At 60.0% G+C, this 18,568-nt stretch carries 19 protein-coding genes; 4 read left to right on the plus strand and 15 right to left on the minus strand.

What is annotated here, in order from left to right:
• Window positions 1-46: 46 nt before the first annotated feature.
• The 3 genes from BXE_RS41215 to BXE_RS41225 form a co-directional block, all read right to left on the minus strand.
• Window positions 47-964, minus strand: coding sequence for a 2-hydroxy-3-oxopropionate reductase (locus BXE_RS41215; RefSeq protein ID WP_011494079.1), 918 nt, complete (start codon window positions 962-964; stop codon window positions 47-49).
• Window positions 951-1,754 carry a hydroxypyruvate isomerase gene (gene hyi, locus BXE_RS41220; protein ID WP_011494080.1) on the minus strand — a complete coding sequence of 268 codons (804 nt, stop codon included), beginning with the start codon at window positions 1,752-1,754 and terminating at the stop codon, window positions 951-953. Before hyi ends, BXE_RS41215 begins: the two co-directional genes overlap by 14 nt.
• 133 nt (window positions 1,755-1,887) lie before the next feature.
• Window positions 1,888-2,565, minus strand: coding sequence for a TetR/AcrR family transcriptional regulator (locus BXE_RS41225; protein ID WP_011494081.1), 678 nt, complete (start codon window positions 2,563-2,565; stop codon window positions 1,888-1,890).
• Window positions 2,566-3,166: 601 nt separating this feature from the next.
• On the opposite strand from BXE_RS41225, the gene BXE_RS41230 reads away from it, so the two are divergent.
• The 4 genes from BXE_RS41230 (at window position 3,167) to BXE_RS47675 (ending at window position 6,148) form a co-directional block, all read left to right on the plus strand.
• The gene (locus BXE_RS41230) at window positions 3,167-4,036 is read left to right on the plus strand and encodes a LysR family transcriptional regulator (RefSeq protein ID WP_011494083.1); all 870 of its coding nucleotides are present in this window, start codon (window positions 3,167-3,169) and stop codon (window positions 4,034-4,036) included.
• A gap of 94 nt (window positions 4,037-4,130) precedes the next feature.
• On the plus strand, window positions 4,131-4,589 hold the full coding sequence (locus BXE_RS41235) for a hemerythrin domain-containing protein (protein ID WP_040123484.1): 459 nt from the start codon (window positions 4,131-4,133) through the stop codon (window positions 4,587-4,589).
• Between the two features lie 137 nt (window positions 4,590-4,726).
• A complete protein-coding gene (locus BXE_RS41240; protein ID WP_011494085.1) occupies window positions 4,727-5,731 on the plus strand; it encodes a LysR family transcriptional regulator in 1,005 nt (334 codons plus the stop codon).
• Window positions 5,732-5,938: 207 nt separating this feature from the next.
• Window positions 5,939-6,148: a hypothetical protein gene (locus BXE_RS47675; RefSeq protein ID WP_040123483.1), complete on the plus strand. Its 210-nt coding sequence runs from the start codon at window positions 5,939-5,941 to the stop codon at window positions 6,146-6,148.
• A gap of 213 nt (window positions 6,149-6,361) precedes the next feature.
• Here the strand turns inward: BXE_RS47675 and BXE_RS41250 are convergent, their stop codons facing one another.
• The 12 genes from BXE_RS41250 to BXE_RS41305 form a co-directional block, all read right to left on the minus strand.
• Window positions 6,362-6,904: a carboxymuconolactone decarboxylase family protein gene (locus tag BXE_RS41250; protein WP_011494086.1), complete on the minus strand. Its 543-nt coding sequence runs from the start codon at window positions 6,902-6,904 to the stop codon at window positions 6,362-6,364.
• Window positions 6,905-6,994: 90 nt separating this feature from the next.
• Window positions 6,995-7,927 (minus strand): 3-keto-5-aminohexanoate cleavage protein, encoded by a 933-nt coding sequence (locus BXE_RS41255; RefSeq protein WP_011494087.1) that lies wholly within the window; start codon window positions 7,925-7,927, stop codon window positions 6,995-6,997.
• Between the two features lie 50 nt (window positions 7,928-7,977).
• On the minus strand, window positions 7,978-9,366 hold the full coding sequence (locus BXE_RS41260) for an MFS transporter (RefSeq protein WP_011494088.1): 1,389 nt from the start codon (window positions 9,364-9,366) through the stop codon (window positions 7,978-7,980).
• Window positions 9,367-9,392: 26 nt separating this feature from the next.
• Window positions 9,393-10,187 carry an SDR family NAD(P)-dependent oxidoreductase gene (locus tag BXE_RS41265; RefSeq protein WP_233518904.1) on the minus strand — a complete coding sequence of 265 codons (795 nt, stop codon included), beginning with the start codon at window positions 10,185-10,187 and terminating at the stop codon, window positions 9,393-9,395.
• Between the two features lie 143 nt (window positions 10,188-10,330).
• Window positions 10,331-11,245, minus strand: a complete 915-nt coding sequence (locus BXE_RS41270) for an SMP-30/gluconolactonase/LRE family protein (RefSeq protein ID WP_011494090.1) — start codon at window positions 11,243-11,245, stop codon at window positions 10,331-10,333.
• Window positions 11,246-11,397: 152 nt separating this feature from the next.
• Window positions 11,398-12,309 carry a LysR family transcriptional regulator gene (locus BXE_RS41275; protein WP_011494091.1) on the minus strand — a complete coding sequence of 304 codons (912 nt, stop codon included), beginning with the start codon at window positions 12,307-12,309 and terminating at the stop codon, window positions 11,398-11,400.
• Window positions 12,310-12,428: 119 nt separating this feature from the next.
• Window positions 12,429-12,941, minus strand: a complete 513-nt coding sequence (locus tag BXE_RS41280; RefSeq protein WP_011494092.1) for a carboxymuconolactone decarboxylase family protein — start codon at window positions 12,939-12,941, stop codon at window positions 12,429-12,431.
• Between the two features lie 74 nt (window positions 12,942-13,015).
• Window positions 13,016-13,822 (minus strand): SDR family NAD(P)-dependent oxidoreductase, encoded by an 807-nt coding sequence (locus BXE_RS41285; RefSeq protein ID WP_011494093.1) that lies wholly within the window; start codon window positions 13,820-13,822, stop codon window positions 13,016-13,018.
• Window positions 13,823-13,941: 119 nt separating this feature from the next.
• Window positions 13,942-15,051 carry a porin gene (locus BXE_RS41290; RefSeq protein WP_040123638.1) on the minus strand — a complete coding sequence of 370 codons (1,110 nt, stop codon included), beginning with the start codon at window positions 15,049-15,051 and terminating at the stop codon, window positions 13,942-13,944.
• Between the two features lie 242 nt (window positions 15,052-15,293).
• Window positions 15,294-16,682, minus strand: coding sequence for an MFS transporter (locus BXE_RS41295; RefSeq protein WP_011494095.1), 1,389 nt, complete (start codon window positions 16,680-16,682; stop codon window positions 15,294-15,296).
• A 65-nt stretch (window positions 16,683-16,747) separates the two neighbouring features.
• The gene (locus BXE_RS41300; protein ID WP_040123482.1) at window positions 16,748-17,074 is read right to left on the minus strand and encodes an AtuA-related protein; all 327 of its coding nucleotides are present in this window, start codon (window positions 17,072-17,074) and stop codon (window positions 16,748-16,750) included.
• Entirely contained in the window at window positions 17,071-18,399 is a 1,329-nt protein-coding gene (locus tag BXE_RS41305; RefSeq protein ID WP_011494096.1) for an acyclic terpene utilization AtuA family protein, read from the minus strand. The genes BXE_RS41300 and BXE_RS41305 overlap by 4 nt, the downstream gene beginning before the upstream one ends.
• Between the last annotated feature and the right edge of the window lie 169 nt (window positions 18,400-18,568).

The following is an 18,568-nucleotide window of genomic DNA, read 5'->3' on the forward strand; positions in this document are numbered from 1 at the left end:
TGTGGTGCGAAAGCCGGAGGGAACACGCCGGCCTTGCTTCTCCCTGTTACTCGTCCAATTCGATCTCGTGCTGGGCGAGACATTCGATCGCGCGCACCAGCGCGGCATGGTCGGACTCCGCATGGCCGAGCGCCGCGGCAGTCTGCATCAATTGCGCGGCGTTCGCCGCTTGCGGCAGCGCCAGCGAAAGCGTGCGTGCGCTTTGCAACGCGATATTCAAATCCTTCTGGTGCAAGCGGATGCGGAATCCAGGCTGAAAAGTACGCTTGATCATCCGTTCCCCGTGCACTTCAAGCACGCGTGACGCAGCGAATCCACCCATCAGCGCCTGCCTGATCCGTCCCGGATCTGCACCCGCCCTTGAAGCGAAGACGAGCGCCTCGCTGACCGCCACGATATTCGAGGCGACAATGATCTGATTGGCAACCTTGCAGATCTGACCGTCACCCACGCCGCCGACCCGTGTGACGTTCTTTCCCATTAACAGCAGCAGTGGCTTGATACGCTCGAACGACTCCTCCGCACCGCCGACCATGATAGTCAGACTGGCCGCCTTCGCACCGACTTCGCCACCCGACACCGGCGCGTCCAGATAGTCGCCGCCGACTTTGCCGATCCGCTCGGCGAATGTTCTTGTCGCAAGCGGATCAATCGAACTGCAATCGACCACGAGCTTGCGCGTTGCGCCACCATGATCGCCCAGTCCGGTTGCAACGCCTTCCGTGCCAAACAGGACCTGTTCGACATCCGGCGTATCGGGCAACATCAGGAATACGACGTCCGCCTGTCCGGCGACCGCTGCCGGTGTTGCACAGATTACTGTGTCACCTTGCGCGATTGCGTCCGGCACCTTGCTCCGGGTATTGACGAAAAGCCGATGGCCCGCTGCCAGCAGATGTGCGGCCATCGGTGAACCCATGATGCCGAGTCCGATGAATCCAACCTTCAGCTCATTGCTTGCCATGGTCATACTCCGCTTGAATCGAGTCCTTCAGCCAATCAAGGCTGTTGATCGTCGTACTGGCGGGGATATATTCGCAACCGATGTATCCGTCATAGCCAAGTGTGTCGATATAGGGCAACAGCCACCGAAAATTGATCTCGCCTGTACCGGGCTCGTGACGCCCCGGGTTGTCGGCCAACTGCATATGACCGATCAGCGGAAGATGCCGCTGGATCGTGTTAGCGAGTTCGCCCTTCATCCTCTGCGCATGATAAATGTCGTATTGAACAAAAAGATTGAAAACGCCTGCGTCATGAATCAGCGATACCGCATCGTCGGTGTTCGTCAGCACGAAACCAGGAACATCAAACGTGTTGACCGGCTCGATCAGCAACGCAATTCCCACCTTTTCAAGTTTAGACGCAGCCCATTTCAGGTTCGCCAGCAATGTGCTTCTGGCTTCGTCATCGACAACGCCGGCGGGCAATTTGCCAGCGAGACAGTTTAGGCGCGAACAGCCGAGCACCTGCGCATACTCGAGCGCAAGCCATACCCCGTCACGAAACTCGCCGACCCGGTCGGGATGGCAGGCGATCCCACGTTCGCCGGCCTCCCAGTCGCCCGCGGGCAAATTGAACAATGCCAGTGCAAGCCCGTTTTCGTTCAGCGTGGAGGCCAGCTCGTGCTTGTCCAGCGCATAGGGAAACTGGCATTCGACAGCTTTGAACCCTGCGCTGCGCGCCGCTGCAATGCGTTCGAGAAACGGCACGTCAGTGAAGAGCATCGACAGATTGGCAGCGAAGGTTGGCATGGCGGTTGGAACCCGGCAGTTTAAAGGGTCGGCGACGCGAGTGTCGTCGCTTCCATTGCCGGCTCATTAGAGGGCATCGGATCCGCCAGATCAAACAAAATATTTTGATGCCGTGTTCGCGTATTCTCGGCGGCTATGGCGGCGCCTTGCTCAGGGCCTTCCACATGGCGGTTGTATCGGCTCGAAATGCCGAGGCCTCGGGCGCATTGCGTCCGGAGCGGCGCAGAAATACGATCAGTCCCTGCCAATGAGAAAAGAGCAGCGCTCCGCGGACGCGACATGCCTCTGGCGTAAGCTCGGCGTTGATCTGTGCGACGAGCGAGCCGAACAGATCCTGAAACTCCCGGTTTATCTCGACCAGCAACTCGCGCACCGATGACTGATGCTCGGCAAGGCACCAGCACTCGAAAGAAAACGGGCTCACGACGTTCTCCCGTGCATCAAGCGCCGCGAACGTCTCATCCAGGATCTCGTCCAGCCGCGCCTCCGCGGACCGTGAGTCGTCGTTGGCCAGCAGACGATAACGCTTGAGGTTCTGGTTGGCCATCTCCTCGATCGTAGAATGGAGCAGCGACTCCCGGTTGCCGAAGTAATGCTGCAGCGTGCTAAGCCGAACCCCTGCCTCAGAGGCGACCCGGCGCTGCGTGAATCCCATGTTTCCCTCGACGGCAAACACACGCATCGATACCGCGAGGATCGCCGGCACGCGAGTGGTCCGATTGCCTCGCCGTCTGACGCCATTGGTCTGAATACTACGGGTTTCTTCAGCGATCAAGGTCATCTGTTTCAACTCGAAGCGTTCCGTGTCCATGAGAACGGGTCGACTCGTTCATCTCGACACCGCCCGGCTACCATATCCATTCTCGTCAAACAAAGCCAATCGAATATATGGGTCAGATTCTATACGCGTCCTCCTGCGTACCGGTCGAACATGCGTCTGGGCGGCGCAACGCTGATCGCTGATTCGATCCGCAATGCGCGCAAGCTCGCGTAACCCTTAATTCTTAGCTTTGCAAAGCTTTCTGTCGGACAAAGTTCCGAAACCAGCTCCGAAGCGCGTGGGTTAAATATTTCTTCCGTCTTGCCTAACGCGGGTTTCTCCCTATCGTCACCAAACTTGATAATTAGTTGATAGGCCACTAACATTTGGTCAGGAGACCGGTTTCGTCTCAAGGATAGCAACGGGGAAGCGTATCGAACCAGAATTGAGAATCGACTCTTTGGGATTGCGGATTCTCTCAAACCGCTCCGCGCTCCCCGCCGGCGTAGTTCGACAGCGCGCCCGCTCGGACAGGAACAAGTTTCCTTGCAAACACTCACAGACAAAAACGAAATCCCCCGTCGATAGTTCAGCACGGAGCTTGAAGTTTGATATCTGGAATCCTTAATATTATTTCTGGGCCCCGTCACGGATGCTACATCTTAATCTTCTTCAGGTATTTATCTCGGTCGCCGAGAACTCAAGCTTTACGCTCGCCGGTAGTGAGATGCATCGAACCCAGTCGGCCATCAGCATGAAAATCAAGCGCCTCGAGGAGATTCTGGGTGTGCCGGTTTTTGAACGAAGCGGCAAGAGCATCGAACTCACGAAAGAAGGCGCCATCTTTCTTACCCATTCACGACGAATCCTCCAGTTAGTCGACGAGGCTATGAGCGCGGTCGGCGCGGTACGCAAGTCCAACGTCGTGCGCCTCGGTTGCGTCGAAGATTACGCGGTACGTACCATTCCAAAAATTCTGGTCGACTTCTGGGTCGAGCATCCCGACGTGCATATCGAAATGGGAACAGGTGACTCCGCCAGCCTCCTGGACCGCCTCGGCGACGACTTCGACGTGGTGCTCGCAGAGCATCCGCTCAACAGCGGCGAGGGAGAAGTCGTCTGTACCGACTCGCTCGTGTGGGGCGCCTCCGCCAATCATTCGCCGCATCTGCAGGAGCCGATTCCGGTCGCGTTCCGCTCGCAGGGTGCGCTCGAACGCCAATGGGCCTGCAGTGCGCTCAATGCGGCCGGGCGGCCGTGGCGTCTCGCGTGTCTTAGTGCGGGCATCGGCACGTTGCAAACCGCAGTCGATGCGGGTCTGGCAGTGGGAGTGTTCAAGGCGTCCACACTGGCAGGCGCACTGAATCGCCTTACGCCCGCAGACAATTTCCCCCAGCTCCCCGATGTTGAAATGGCGCTGCACGTAATGAATGATGGCTTCTCACAACCGTCCATCATGCAGTTGGTCAAGAAGCTCAGGGAGAGCTTGCAGAGACCGCAACTTGCTGCCGCCCACGAATGATTCAGGCATCCAGTCTCGACGTACACCGGCGCCGGCACGGCAATACAGCCCGTCCTCATCAGGATTAAATTGAATGCAGGAGATATACCCCCCGATGAAAGAGCAAGAAATTTTTTCATGGAACGACGGATTCAAACTTGGCTATTCACCGATGGACAAAACCCACGAAGAATTCGTCGAGATCGTCAACACAATGCTGACCTGCAGCGACAGTAAGCTCGCGCAGCATCTCGACAGCTTCGTAGCCCATGCCGAAGATCATTTTTCGCAGGAATTGTGCTGGATGAAGGAGACCGACTTTCCGAACACCGCTTGCCACGCCGAGCAACACGACGCCGTCATGCATTCGGTGCGCGAAGTTCGCGAACACCTGCGGACCGGCGGCGATCCCGAAGCCGCCCGGCGATTGGCAGCGGCGCTAGCGGAGTGGTTTCCTGGCCATGCGGACTACCTCGACGCCGCGCTTGCGCAATGGATGGTCAAGAAACGCGTAGGCGCCGTGCCGATCGTGCTACGCCGCAATTTAGGTTTCCGTGAAGACAAGCGCGACTGACGGCACTATCCTGTTCGTGGCAGCGCTCATATGCAATCGGCCATCAACGTAATTCGACATCGTGACGCCTGACCAGTACCAGTATCAGCACCCACAAGCACTGCTATTCAAAACAGAAAGGTTCAGGAGACAACCAGATGCAACTGAATGTATTGCGATACTTCCTTGAGGTATCACGGCATGGCTCGGTGCGCAAGGCGGCGGAACACATCCATATCACGCCGTCGGCCGTCAGCCGGCACATCGCGATTCTCGAGGGAATGATTGGCGCGCCACTGTTTGAGCGACGCTCGCGCGGAATGGTCCTTACCCCGGAAGGCGAAATACTATTCAAATACGCTGACAGGATCATCGGTAATCTCGACATTGTTAAATGTGCCGTCGGAGAAATCCGGGGAATGAAAAAAGGAATCCTGCGTATATTCGCCATTGAAGCTGTCGCCTCTTCGATCCTGTATCCGGCCATCCGGGATTTTATCGTCAAGCACTCCGGCGTCACCATTCAGGTCGACGTGGTCGGTCGCGACAACAACGACGTTGTCCATGCTCTGGTCCGGGACGAAGCAGACCTGGGCATCATGTTCAGACTCAACCGCAACGCGGAAATCGACTATCTCGACGAATTCGATATGCCATTCGTTGCGCTAGCCGCGCCAGGCCACCCTTTAGCCGCAAGAAGTAGCATTTCGGTTCGGGATCTGGCCGACACGCTGGTCGGGGGATTGCCGCCGTCATCCGCAAGCCGGAGCATTACCGACGATGTGATGCGTTCTTTAGGAACGCAAATCAGATATACCCTGACGGTCAACAGCATGGAGATGGCAAAGGAATTCGCACGCACCGGCGTCGGCATTGCGATACTTCCGTCCGTTTGTGCACAGGAAGAATGCAAAACCGGCGCTCTGGTTGCGGTTCCATTTATCGAATGGGGGCTGCAAACTGTGCGCGCAACCGTTTGTGGCCATCGTGGCCGGGAACCATCAGCCGCCGCGAAGGCGTTTCTAGACATACTCAAGACATACTATCTTCCCCGATCAGATACTCCGGCGCACCATCCACCGGCTACGAGTGCAATGTGCTCACCGGGGAGGCCATGGGACGTCGCGCAGATGTCGGCCGGAAGGTCGCTCGCGAGCCAATGAGCGCGGCGGCCATCGTATAGCGGAAGGCGATGGAAGTCTTTTTCGCCCACGCGCGGACCGGCGACAAGCGCCATCATTTCAACATCGGGCTGTTCGCCTATCGCCCGGACGACTACCTGCTGCTGGTCGAACATATCACCGAGCGAAGAGCAGTGCGCACCAGGTCGCGCGGGTCCGCGCGCCGACGAAGGCCTGTCGCTCGGGATCGTGACGCCGGCCGAAGCCGGCGTCACGACGATCGCGGTCGGACTGATCGTCGATCCGCGCCAGGCAGAGGACGTGCTCGCCGCGCAGAGCGCCGATCTGATCGCGATCGGCCGTCAGGCGCTACTCGAACCGAACTGGCCGCTATATGCGCGGCGCGTGCCCGGTGACGACACCAGCTACGCGGCGTGGCCCGCGCAATGCGGCTGGTGACCCGCGCGACGCTCCGGTCACGGCTTGACATTCGGAGCGGCTGATGGCCGTCCTGGTTTCTGGTCGCCGTGATCTCGGCTAGCGCTCGTTTTCGAAAGCCTGCGACGTCTCGGCACTGTGGCTGCGAAGCAGCATCTGTCACGGCTTTGAATTCAATGTCCGGTCCGGCGGCATCTACAGTAACCGGCGAAATCAGCCGCAGCTCCACCAGGTTCAATGCTCCGCTTCTGGACTGATGCCGCAGGCAACGATCATTCGGGAGACCATGTTATAAGCTGCACCTGTCGCAATCGCTTCAACAATGGCCTGATCGCTGCCTAGCGCCGCTCTCGCACGCGCGAGCGTCTCCGGCTTGATCCTGACGTTACGCGTCATTTCGAGTGTCAACTGAATGGCGGCCCGTTCGGCTTCGTTAAAAAGACGCTCGCTGCTCGCAGCTTTCGTGACATCGCGTAGCGCGTCCACCTGCTCTTGCGTTCCGCCCGCTTTCAGCAACTCCGGCGCGTGATGATGAAACTCGTATTCCGCGTCGTTCAAAATGGCCACGCAGCAAATGATAATTTCACGTAGCTTCGGGTCAATCGACAAACGTTGACGCACCGCGCCGAGATAAGTGTTCCAGCCCTGCGCCAGATTCGGACTGTGAAGCAGGATCCGGTCGAGGTTCGACAATGTTCCTCCCCGGCGGGCGCGGACAGCGTCCACGATTTCTTTGGGTTCGGCAAGGTCGATGGGCACGTAAGAAATACTGGACATCCTGAACTCCGATAAGGTTCCAAGCAAAGAAACATTAACCTGCAAGCAGACCAGCCACGCCCGGCGTCGACGCGGGTGGCCAGGTACAGTTCAGAAGTTGACGTTCTGCGGGCCTTTCAGACCCAACATGGTCCGGGCCTCCGCGGGCGAAGCAACTTCCAGTGACAGGCCTTCAATAACCTGCCGGATCTTTCGCACCTGTGCGGCATTCGTTTCCGCCAATTCGCCGGGCGCGATCCACAGCGAATCTTCCAGCCCGACTCGCACGTTGGCGCCTTGCGCTGCGCCAATGGACGCAAGCGGAATCTGATGACGTCCCGCGCCGAGAATCGACCACACATAGTCGGCTCCGAACAGACGGTCCGCGGTCCGTCTCATATGCGCGAGGTCTTCGGGGTGCGGTCCGATTCCGCCCAGAAGACCGAACACCGTCTGCACAAAGAATGGCGGCGTCGCAAGCTTGCGGTCGACGAAATGCGCGAGGTTGTACAGATGCGAGGTGTCGTAGCACTCGAATTCAAAACGCGTGCCGTTACCACCGCAGGTTTTAAGAATGAATTCAATGTCGGCAAAGGTGTTCTTGAAGACGAGATCCCGGCTACGCTCCAGATGCTCGCGCTCCCAGCCATGTGCGAATTCCTTGAAGCGTTCGAGCATCGGATAAAGCCCGAAGTTCATCGACCCCATATTGAGCGAAGCCAGTTCGGGCATGTAGTGCGTGGCGGGGCGCAGCCGCTCTTCGACCGTCATATGCGGACTGCCGCCGGTGGTCAGATTGATCACGGCGTCGGTATTGCTCTTGATGCGAGGCAAGAACTCGGCGAAAGCCGCCGGGTCCTGGGTCGGACGGCCGTCGCGGGGATCGCGTGCGTGAAGGTGAATGACTGCGGCGCCGGCTTCGGCCGCGCCGATCGATGCCTGCGCAACTTCGTCGGGCGTGACCGGCAGATAGGGCGACATTGACGGTGTGTGAATCGCGCCCGTAACGGCGCAGGTGATGATGACCTTACGTGATGAACCCATATGCGACCTCCGCGATAAGCGAACGTGCCATGCCGGCGCGTTCTTCCATATTATTGACCGCTGCTGTACGAGTGGCTGCGCTCCGTGGTGGGGGCGCCCGGCACGCCGGAATCGAGATCTTCGAGCCGCTTGCCACGGGTCTCGATCCGTATCGCCCACACGGCGAACGCCAGTAAAAGCTGAGCCGCGACGACCGAGCCTACCACCATCAGTACGCCACCCTTCGTGAACAGCCAGAGAATGAAGAATTGGCAGCCTGCGCTGGCGAGCCGTCCCGCGGTCATGCAAACGCCCGTCCCCCGCAACCGGTACGAAGTCGAGAACAGCTCGGGTACGTAAGCGCCTTGTCCAACCGCCACCAGCACATAGATGGAGCACACCAGCAGGAAGCCCACCCCCATCAGCGCGAAAGCCGAGTCGACCTGCTGGTAAATCAGGCCGCAAACCGCTGTAACGACGCACGACGCGATGATCGCGGGACGCCGGCCGACCCGATCCGACACCGCAACGCCGAGCAGGGAGCCCACCGGGCCGCCCAGCGTGATAACCGTCGTCCATGTCAGCGACTTGACGATATCGAAGCCCTGCTGGATGAAGAACGTCGGGAGCCAGTTGATCAGCCCATAGATGCTGAAGCCGATGCAGACAAGAATGGCTGAACCGACGAGCGTACGCACAAGTATCGGCGGCGTGAATAACACGCCAATGGACACTTGCGGCGTTGGCGCGGGCACTTCGTGTGCATACGAAGGCAGTTCACCGCCGCGCGCGACGCTGCGCTCGATCCGTTGGAGAACGACCTCCGCCTCGTCGATACGCCCTTTTGTCTCGAGCCAGCGCGGCGATTCCGGAATCGAGCGGCGCACGATCCACAGCGTGATGGCGAGAATGCCCGCGATGACGAAGACGTAGCGCCAGCCCAGATGGGGAATAACCCAGAGATTGACCAGCGAACCGACGAACACCGCGGAATTTCCGAACACCGACAGGAATGCCAGCATGCGGCCACGAAAGCCCGGCGGCACGAACTCGCCAAGCATGCCGTACGAAATAACGGCCTCTGCGCCGATACCGAGACCCATCATGAAGCGGATTGCGCTGAGCCAGTACATGTCCGGCGCAACCGCCGCTGCAAACGACGCGATGCCGAACACCACGAGATTGATCTGATAGGCCAGGCGGCGGCCGTAACGGTCGCCGATAATCCCCGCCATCATCGCTCCGACGGTCAAGCCCGCGAACGTCAACGTGCCGAAGAGCGCGTTGAGCTGCAGTGTCGACCATCCCTGTTTGAGCAATACGCCGACAATGGCGCCGCCCGTGTACAGGTCAAAAAATTCAAGGAATAGCCCGAAGCCGATGACGCACAGCAAACGCCAGTGGAAGCCGCTTAAAGGTAGGCGGTCGAGCCGGCTGGCCGCGTAAGCGGTAGATTGCATTTCTGTCTCCAGGCGTGGTTTTGCGGCTAACGCATGGTCGATGCGGACCCGCCATCGACCAGGATTTCCGTCGCCGTGATGTAGCGCGCTTCGTCGGAAGCCAGAAAAGCCGTGGCATTGGCGACGTCCCAGGCGTCCCCCTCCTGCGCCAGCGGAACCTGCGCATTGCGGCGCTTCAGATAACTCTCGTAATCGCCGCCGCCGAACTGCTGCGCGAGCCGCTGCACAAGCGGCGTCGTGATGAGGCCCGGGATCACGCAATTGAGCCGCACATTGTGTTCGCTGTGCATCAAGGCCGCCATCCGGGTGAATTGAATCAGCGCCGCCTTGCTCGCCGAGTAGGCAATCTGCGGTTTGCCGCTATAGCGCAACGCGGAAAGCGACGACACGTTGACGACGTTACCGCCGCGTTGCCTGTCCATCAGCGGCAAGACCGCCTTGCACATCAGGAATACGCTCTTCAGATTGATGTCGAACTGGCGGTCCCATATCTCCTCGGTCATATCGACTACACCGCCTGGCGCGGAGACACCGACATTGTTCACCAGCACGTCGATACGGCCGTACGCGTCAATCGTCTCGCGCACCACCCGGTCAATGCTCGCCGGGTCGGTCACGTCGCATAACAGCGCCTTCAGCTTGCCGCCCTCACCTTCGATGACAGCACGCGTGTCCGCAAGCGCCTGTTCGTTCACATCGAGACCCACCACCTGGGCACCCTGGCGCGCGAGCAACGCGGCGATCGCCTTGCCCGTGCCCCAGCCCGGCAGCGAGGAGCCGCAACCGCTCACCATGACAACCTTATTATCAAATCTCAGCAAGCTCCTTCTCCCTTTAATAAGTCACCGACGATGTGCTCGCGCTGCAGTTTCGCGCCACTCGTTAGTCTGGGTAACTGATCCAGATTCCAGTTTCCTCACGCGTGCAAAGATTGGGACGCGAGCCACGCGCCTTTCCTTGCCGCTCAGACGCCGGAGTACATCCGGCGCCCTGGCACCGGCATCGCCGCTTTCAGGATCGTTCCGCTTTCCGATTCGGTAATGAACAAGGTCTTGCGGTCAGCGCCACCGTAAGCAACGTTCGTCGTGTGATAGCCGATATCGGACTGAATCCGGTACATCGGCTCGCCACGCGCCGAGAAAAGCCACACCGCGCCGATGCCCACATGCGCGATAGCAAGATTGCCTTCCTCGTCCAGAGCGAGGCCATCCGGCCCGCCGCCACCCGACATCTGAATGAAACAGCCGACCTTGGCGGTTCTGCCGCCACGCAGCAGGGGGATGCGCCAGATCGCATTCGCTCGCGTGACGGCGACATAAAGCGCCGATTCGTCATGGTTCAGCACCAGTCCATTCGGACTCGGCACGTTGTCGACGAGACAATCTATCTGTCCATCCGTGCGCAGACAGAACACCCGGCCGTTCGGGTTATGCAGGCCAGACAGCCCCTGGTCCGTGAAATACAGATCGCCGTTCGATGCGAATACCAGGTCGTTGACGGCTCTGAGCCGCTCGAGATGAACCCGTTCCAGAACCGGTCGAACGGTCTTTTCAACGGGATCGAACAGCATGATGCCGTTCTTGTAATCGGCGATGAAGATCCGCCCATCCTGATGAATCTTCAGCCCGTTGGGTTCGCCGTCATACGAATGCACCAGCTCGAAGCTGCCGCGAGGACTAATGCGAAAAATACGGCCCCACGGAATATCCACGCACCACAGGTTGCCGTGTTTGTCGAATGACGGTCCTTCAAGCAGCGAATGACCGGGCATGCCCGCCGGCTGCTGGCTGTGCCACTCCGATGATGCTTCGGGATGTCTGAATGGGTCGGGCAGCGTCGCGAATACTTCGGTCGTAACACGCTTCGGTTCTGCATACATGGCAAGACGTCTCCGGCATTTTAATTTTCTGATTGGCCGGCGTGGAGAAAGACGACGGGCGGCCTGTTGAAACAATTATGTCGGCAGTGAATGCCATCCACAATCGCTCGTTCGTTATCGATTGATGCTGAAATCCGATCAATCGGTGCAAGCTACTGCCGCACCGCGCGCAAAGGCGGCGTCCGCTCGCCGAGCAGCTGCCGGAACGCCTTACTACCGGGCGATTCCGAGCGGTTTGTCATGCGTGCCACCCCGATCATGCGTCCCACGTGTTCCTCCAGCGAAAGCACCGTGCAGCGCGACACATCGAGCTTGCCGAGGCAAATCTCAGGCACGATTCCCATGCCGAAGCCCTCCTCGACCAGTCGTACGAGCGTCGACATATTCCAGGTCTCCTGATGAGCGACCGGCGTCGCACCGCAGGCCGCAAACGCGCGCTCGATGATCTGCCATAGGGTGGTCCCCCTGGGACTGGCCATCAGAGGAAAGCTCGCTGCTTCGCGTAGCGAAATGCTGCGCCGCTCGCCAAGCGCATGCGTTCGCGGTACGACGAGGAAGCATTCGTCCCGGAAGAGCGGCTCGAATACGATGTCGTGACGGTCTTCGAGATCGGACACGATGGCGAGATCGACACTGCCTGCTTCCATCATCTCGATGCACCGTTGGGAATCCACATCGAGCAACTTCAGCGTCACGCCCGGATAGCGGCGATGAAACTCGCCCATGATGGTGGGCAGCACCGTCTGGCCAATCGATGGGACAGCGGCGATCGTCAGTTCACCGCTCTGAAGAGCCGCTTTCTTCCGCAGGGATTCGGCCACCCGCTCCATATCCTCGACGGCGGTCCTGGCGACAACGAAGAGTTGCAGACCTTCAGCCGTCAGCGTGACCTGCCGTGTCGTCCGATGGAACAGGCGCACACCAAGCCGGTCTTCAAGCTGGCTGACCCGGGCGCTGACAGCCGACTGAGACGTGTGCGTGTGTTCCGCCGCCCGGCGGAAACTGAGCGTTTCCGCCACGGCAAGAAACGTGATGACGTTGTTGAGGTTGAAGGTGAGCGCCATGAGTTGAATAAACAGTACGCCGGTATGGGATGCGCTGAAGATACCAGCGCTCGCCTCACCACTTCGAAACCGGCTACAACGGCATCGAGAACCCGTTCAGGTTCGACACGGGCAGGCGGTCAGTCATGGTCCACCTGAAGCGCTTCGAGGAACCGGGATACCAGGTTATATGCGGCAATCGTCGCCGTCAGCTCGACGATTTCACGCTCGCAGAAATGCGCATTCACCTGTTTGAAAACCTCGTCGGCGACATGGACCTCGCGCGTCATCGCATCGCAATAGCGTAATACCGCCTGGTCGCGCTCGCCGAACACCGTCAGCGTCGGAACCCGCAATGCGTCGATCTCGGCATCGTTAATTCCCACGGAACGGGCGATAGGTTGATGCTGCTGAAACTCATAGTCGGCGCCGTTGACGATCGCAATGCGCATGATGACAAGCTCCCGGATCCGCGCGGGCAATGACGATTGCTGCCGGATCGCAGTCAGGAGCGCCAGCCAACCCGCGCAAACAGGCGGGCTATGCAGCAGCATCGAATACAGGTTGAGCATCTTGCCGCGCTCGGCGACGATGCGCTCGACAAGCATGGCGGTATCGGGCGAACGGGTATCCGGATAGGGGATGCGGGCCATCAGGGCTCCTGGAATAAGTAACTGGAATGGGCGTTGCCACGCGGCGAGGCGGGCGCCGGTCGATAATGCAGGCGTCAATCGCAGCGGGCGCTCATCCCGCCGTCGACCACGATTTCGGTGCCGGTAACAAAACGCGCTTCATCCGATGCAAGAAAGAGCGCCGCATTGGCCGTGTCGCGGCCGTCTCCCATGAAAGGCATTGGAATGCGCGCCTGGCGCTTCCTGAGCAGCAACTCGACATCGCCGCCGGCCTGGTTGTGTGCGATCTTCGTATCGACCATTGGCGTATGCAGCAGACCGGGCACTACCGAATTGACACGAACGTTCTTCGCCGCATATTCGACGGCCACGACGCGGCCCATCTGGATCATGCCGGCCTTCGCGGCGGCATAGCCGACCTGCGCCGCGCCCGTCCAGCGGATGCCCGAGGTGGAGGCGATATTGACGATCGCGCCGCCGCCCTGCTGTTCCATCACCGGCAGCACGTATTTGCACATCAGGAATGCCGTCGTCAGATTCAGTTCGAGTTGCATCGCCCACTGCGCCTCGTCAAGCGCAACCGGTCCGCCCGGCGACGGAGCGCCGACATTGTTCACGAGGATATCGACGCGTCCGCAGCGTGCCACGCTGTCGGCGACGAGGCGCTCGACCGACGCACTGTCAGTCACGTCGCACAGGCAGGGCGTTACGCTCCCGCCCGCAGCGCGGACGAGTTCGAGCGTCGCGTCCATCGAGGCCAGGTCACGATCAACGGCAATCACATGCGCGCCTTCCTCGGCAAAGCGAACGGCGATCGCGCGTCCGTTGCCCCAACCCGGGCCGATGCATCCGGCACCCGTGACAAGCGCGACCTTTCCCTGCAATCTTCCTGCTGAACTCATTCCAGTTTTCCTCTATATCTCCGCGCAAGCGCGCAATCGGTGTCAAAAGTAAAATCGCCGCTGCCCGATTGACTATCGGACAGCAGACCGTGCACCGGGACTGGCGTCGTCCTGCTCGCTCAGAATCGGTGAATCATCCCCAGTACTCCTTCGAACAATGAGTTGTAACCGTTGAACGACTGCGTAAATCCGGAACTCGATGCCAGTTTGATCCACTGGCCGGTCAGATGGTTGTAGTTGAACCCCGTGTACAGATCAGTTCGCGTGGAAAGGTGATAGAAGAGGATCGGGCCGGTCGTGATGCGCGTTCCTTCGCCGGCCGCATGGTGGAGAATGTCCACATAGACCGCCTCCCTGATTTCCCAGGCCGGGGTGAACCGGTATGACGCGCCGAGCGACATCGAGTCGTCCCGGTAATCCGCCGGATAGACATGGCTGTAGATGTACTGCGCGTACAGGGTCGCGCGATTCGTCGCCCAGCTCGCACCCGCCATGAAGAGCTTCTGCGTGCTGTCCGGAATGGCGACCCCAAAGTAAGTGTTGCCGTATGCACTATCCGCCGGCACGGCGCCGCCAATGTCGTTCACGACCTGGTAGACAGCGCCGATGCTCAATGGGCCATGGTCGTAGCTAACGCTCACGGCCGGCGACGAATTGCGATGCACGTCGCCCGCCGCGCCGCCGAATGTATACGCGCCATTCACCTTGAAGCCATGCAAGCTGTCGGAGCTGTATTGCACCGTGTTGTCGAGGCGCGCGCCACCCACGAGGCCGGCGGACTGGAATCCCCAGGTAGCGGCATAATTCGCGAATGCGAACGTGTCGTGCGATGCGCCCATCGTGTAAGCGAGCAGATACTGGCGGCCGAACGTCAGCGTGCCCCAGCCGGACTGCGACAGCCCAACGAAGGCCTGCCTGCCGAATTCCCGGGTCTGCCCGTTCGGCGTCGGGAATGCCATCGCACCGGTATTCGCAATGAAGCCCGATTCAAGCGTGAAGAGCGCCTTCGTTCCGCCGCCCAGGTCCTCCACGCCGCGCAGCCCCCAGCGGCTTCCGAGGATGGCTCCGCCGGTTCCCATCGTGATGTTATGGCCACCCGACGGCGTTTGATGATTATCAAACCGGATCGCCTCGTCAATCAGCCCGTAGAGCGTGACGGAGGACTGGCTGTAAGCTGAGGAAGCATAGGCGGACAATGCGGCGACAGCGATGATAGGAATCTTCTTCATTTGGTATTCCGTCTCCTTGGTCTTGATTTCCTGTTCGAACGACACATCGCGATCCCTGCCGGATTGCGTCATTCGACGAACGATTATTAATTTCGTATTCCTGATCCAGATACAAACTCGTTTTGTTTATCTATCGTTTTCTGATGCGTTACGGTGAGCTGATGATTTACTTCCATTCGCGAGAATCGGGCTGGTCCACCGGAAATATGAAGGATCTCGTGAGCCGGATTCCCGCAGTGGGTTTAATGCCCGACATCCACGATCTGCCGCCGGTTGTCTGCCGCCAGCGTGGTGCCCTCGTCGACCGTTTCTTCGAGACGCAAACCGCTTGTTTCTATTTTCAGCAACCAGACTGCCAGCGCGAGCAGCAACTGGATGCCGATGACGGAGCCGACCACCATGTTGACGCCGCCGATAGAGAACATCCACAGCACAAAGAACTGGCACAGCGCACTGGCCGCGCGGCCCGCCGTGCCGCACACACCGCTGCCCCGCAAACGGTACGAGGTCGCGAACAACTCCGGTACGTACGCACCCTGTCCCACCGCGACCATCACGTAGATCCCCGCCACCAGCAGGAAGCCCGCGACCAGCAATGCGTTGGCCGAACTCGCATGCTGATAGAAGACACCCATGACGGCCGTGACAAGCGCTGCGCCGATGATCGCCGGACGTCGCCCGACCCGGTCCGCGAGAAGGACGCCAATGATGGTTCCCGCCGGCGCCCCCAGCGACATCACGGTGCTGTACGTCAGCGACTTCACAATGTTGAAGCCCTGTTGCACGAAGAACGACGGCAACCAGTTGATCAGCCCGTAGATGCTGAAGCCAATCGTGATCATGATCAGGGAGCCGACAATCGAACGCCACAGCACCGGCGGCTGAAAAAGCACGCCGAGCGGCACCTTACCGGTTTGCAGCACATCGTCGCGCGAGTAATCGGGCAGCGTGTGCGTGAGCGCGATTTTCCCCTCGATGGAATCGAGGAGCGCGTCTGCCTCGGCAAGGCGCCCTTCGTTTTCGAGCCAGCGCGGCGATTCCGGCATGGACTTGCGCATGAACCACACGATCGTTGCCGCAATGCCCGTGATCGCGAACATATACCGCCAGCCGAAAGCCGGGATGATCCACAGGCTCGCCAGTGAAGCGACGAACACGGCCGAATTGGCGAACAGCGACAGCGCCGCCAGCAAGCGGCCCCGATAGCGAGGCGGTACGAACTCGGACAGCATGCCGTACGAGATAACGATCTCCGCCCCCATACCGATCCCCATGATGAACCGCAGCCCAATGAGCCAGTACATGCTGGGCGCGAACACGGCGGCCAGCGACGCGCCGCCGAAGATGATCAGATTGACCTGATACGAAAACCGCCGGCCAAACCAGTCTCCCAGCAGACCTGCGGCCCACGCGCCGACCATCAGCCCGGCGAAAGTCATCGTGGTGAACCACGCGTTCATTTCAAGGGTCGACCATCCGGACTTCAGCAGCGCGCCGGTGACGACGCCGCCCAGATAGACGTCGAACGCATCGAGAAAGAGGCCCGAACCGATAAGGAAAAACAGACGCCAATGAAATGCACTCAACGGTAATCTGTCGAGGCGCGCGCCGGCATGGATCGTCTTCTGCACTTTTTGTCTCCGCAATCTTGTTATTAGGAAATCTCGGGAAAGGTGGCGCTGCGCGCGGCCGGGTATCAGAAGCGGGTCACTTCGACCGGCAGCGCAAGCAGCAGGAAACTGAATGATTTGCCGTGAAAGTCGAGATTGAGCGACGCGTTCACGCCACCCTCCAACGCGTCGTGAATCACGAAATTCAGTCCGTGCAAGGCCGGCACTTCGAACCGTTCGATACGCCCGCCGAACAGCTTCGGGTACGTCGACGCGATCAGTTCCGGCGTCAACGCGGCCTTGAGGTCCTCATAGTGGCGCGGGTCGTATGGCCACACCGAAACGCACGAAATATTGCCCTTGTCGCCCGTGCGAGCCGACGCGACCTCTCTGAGCTGAACTGTCTCCTTCATGATTGCAACACCTCCACCTTGAGCCCGATTGAATCGCGGTCGACATACACCGCATGCGTGGTCACCGAAGCGTTGATGCTCCCTCGATAACCGCCGCCGCCCGCCGGTCCGGCGACCCATAAACTTTCCACTTCCGCCAGCAGCGTTTGCGCCATCTCGCGATCGAGCGTGCGCATCGCCGCCCGCAAGCGCACATCCTGCGTCTGTGCCACGCGTTGAATCGCGGTGGCGTGCAGCGCATTCACGCCAATGAGATCGAGACGGATCGTCTCGCTGCAACGATGGATGGTGCGCATCCGCTCTTCGACGATCGCCGACGCCAGCCGCGCCCGCTCGACCGCGCCGGGGCCCGCATAGCTGAATTCCGCTTCGGCGAGAAAGCCACCGTCGAAGCCCACAATGGTCTTCAGCTTTTCCGGGCGAGGCCGCCCCGTCGCGCCGCTCACGGCGACCCGGTCGGGCGCCTGTTCCACCACCCCTGTCGTCGAGAAATCAGCGCTGACATCCGGCGTCAGATAGGCGGCCGGATTGTGAACCTCGTACAGGAGTTGTTCTTTCACCGTGAGTTCGGTCACGCAGCCGCCGCTGCCCGCCAGCTTCGAAATCACCGCCCGGCCATCGGCTTCCACTTCGGCGAACGGAAAGCCGACATACGCAAGATTGGGCACGACCTTGTAGGGCGGATCGGCGAAATAGCCACCCGTCACCTGCGTCGAGCATTCGAGCAGATGCCCGACCACGGTGCCCGCGCCGAGTATCGGCCAGTCGTCCGGCTTCCAGCCATAGCGGTGCATCAAGGGCGCGAGGAAAAGCGACGGATCCGCGACGCGCCCGGTAATCACCAGATGCGGTTCGGCGTCGAGCGCGGGAAGAATCGCTTCCGCCCCCAGATAGGCGTTCGCACCGACCAGCCGCAGCCCGGATTCGTCGACGGTCTTGCCGATCTCGGGAAGCAAGGTCGAACCGGAAATCTGCGCGCTCACGTCGTCGCCCTCCACGACCGCCACGCGAATCCGGAGTCCCATGCGGCGCGCCAGTTCGACCGCAACCCTGCCCGCCGCGCGCGGATTGGCGACGCCCATATTGGTGACGATCGTGGTGCCGTTGCTCACGCACGCCTTCAACACCGCGGCCAGCCGCTTTTCGATTAGCGGGTTATAGCCGCGCGCCGGATCCTGTTCGCGCTGCAGATGCCCATACGCGAGCGTTCGCTCCGCCAGGCATTCGAAGACCAGGTAGTCGAGTTCGCCCCGCTCGGCCAGGTCGCGGGCCGGATCGATGCGGTCTCCCGCAAATCCCGCACCGACTCCAATACGTACAGCCATGTCATGTCTCCCAGTGCCTGACGCACATGTTCCGAAAAGTTCGTATCGTTCTCAATTCGGAACATTAAACGTCCGAACTGGCGGTCGTCAAGCAGTTTCGTTTCGAAAATCGCTTTGACTTCCGATATCGGAACGCCTAGCATACCCAGCGGTAAACTCGGGCAGCAAC

Origin of the sequence: Paraburkholderia xenovorans LB400 (assembly GCF_000013645.1) — a bacterium.
Taxonomy (GTDB): domain Bacteria; phylum Pseudomonadota; class Gammaproteobacteria; order Burkholderiales; family Burkholderiaceae; genus Paraburkholderia; species Paraburkholderia xenovorans.

Coding starts and splice junctions, on each gene's coding strand:
- BXE_RS41215 (WP_011494079.1), bottom strand. CDS start 964: ATGGCAAGCAATGAGCTGAAGGTTGGATTCATCGGACTCGGCATCATG.
- hyi (WP_011494080.1), bottom strand. CDS start 1,754: ATGCCAACCTTCGCTGCCAATCTGTCGATGCTCTTCACTGACGTGCCG.
- BXE_RS41225 (WP_011494081.1), bottom strand. CDS start 2,565: ATGGACACGGAACGCTTCGAGTTGAAACAGATGACCTTGATCGCTGAA.
- BXE_RS41230 (WP_011494083.1), top strand. CDS start 3,167: ATGCTACATCTTAATCTTCTTCAGGTATTTATCTCGGTCGCCGAGAAC.
- BXE_RS41235 (WP_040123484.1), top strand. CDS start 4,131: ATGAAAGAGCAAGAAATTTTTTCATGGAACGACGGATTCAAACTTGGC.
- BXE_RS41240 (WP_011494085.1), top strand. CDS start 4,727: ATGCAACTGAATGTATTGCGATACTTCCTTGAGGTATCACGGCATGGC.
- BXE_RS41250 (WP_011494086.1), bottom strand. CDS start 6,904: ATGTCCAGTATTTCTTACGTGCCCATCGACCTTGCCGAACCCAAAGAA.
- BXE_RS41255 (WP_011494087.1), bottom strand. CDS start 7,927: ATGGGTTCATCACGTAAGGTCATCATCACCTGCGCCGTTACGGGCGCG.
- BXE_RS41260 (WP_011494088.1), bottom strand. CDS start 9,366: ATGCAATCTACCGCTTACGCGGCCAGCCGGCTCGACCGCCTACCTTTA.
- BXE_RS41270 (WP_011494090.1), bottom strand. CDS start 11,245: ATGTATGCAGAACCGAAGCGTGTTACGACCGAAGTATTCGCGACGCTG.
- BXE_RS41275 (WP_011494091.1), bottom strand. CDS start 12,309: ATGGCGCTCACCTTCAACCTCAACAACGTCATCACGTTTCTTGCCGTG.
- BXE_RS41280 (WP_011494092.1), bottom strand. CDS start 12,941: ATGGCCCGCATCCCCTATCCGGATACCCGTTCGCCCGATACCGCCATG.
- BXE_RS41285 (WP_011494093.1), bottom strand. CDS start 13,822: ATGAGTTCAGCAGGAAGATTGCAGGGAAAGGTCGCGCTTGTCACGGGT.
- BXE_RS41290 (WP_040123638.1), bottom strand. CDS start 15,051: ATGAAGAAGATTCCTATCATCGCTGTCGCCGCATTGTCCGCCTATGCT.
- BXE_RS41300 (WP_040123482.1), bottom strand. CDS start 17,074: ATGAAGGAGACAGTTCAGCTCAGAGAGGTCGCGTCGGCTCGCACGGGC.
- BXE_RS41305 (WP_011494096.1), bottom strand. CDS start 18,399: ATGGCTGTACGTATTGGAGTCGGTGCGGGATTTGCGGGAGACCGCATC.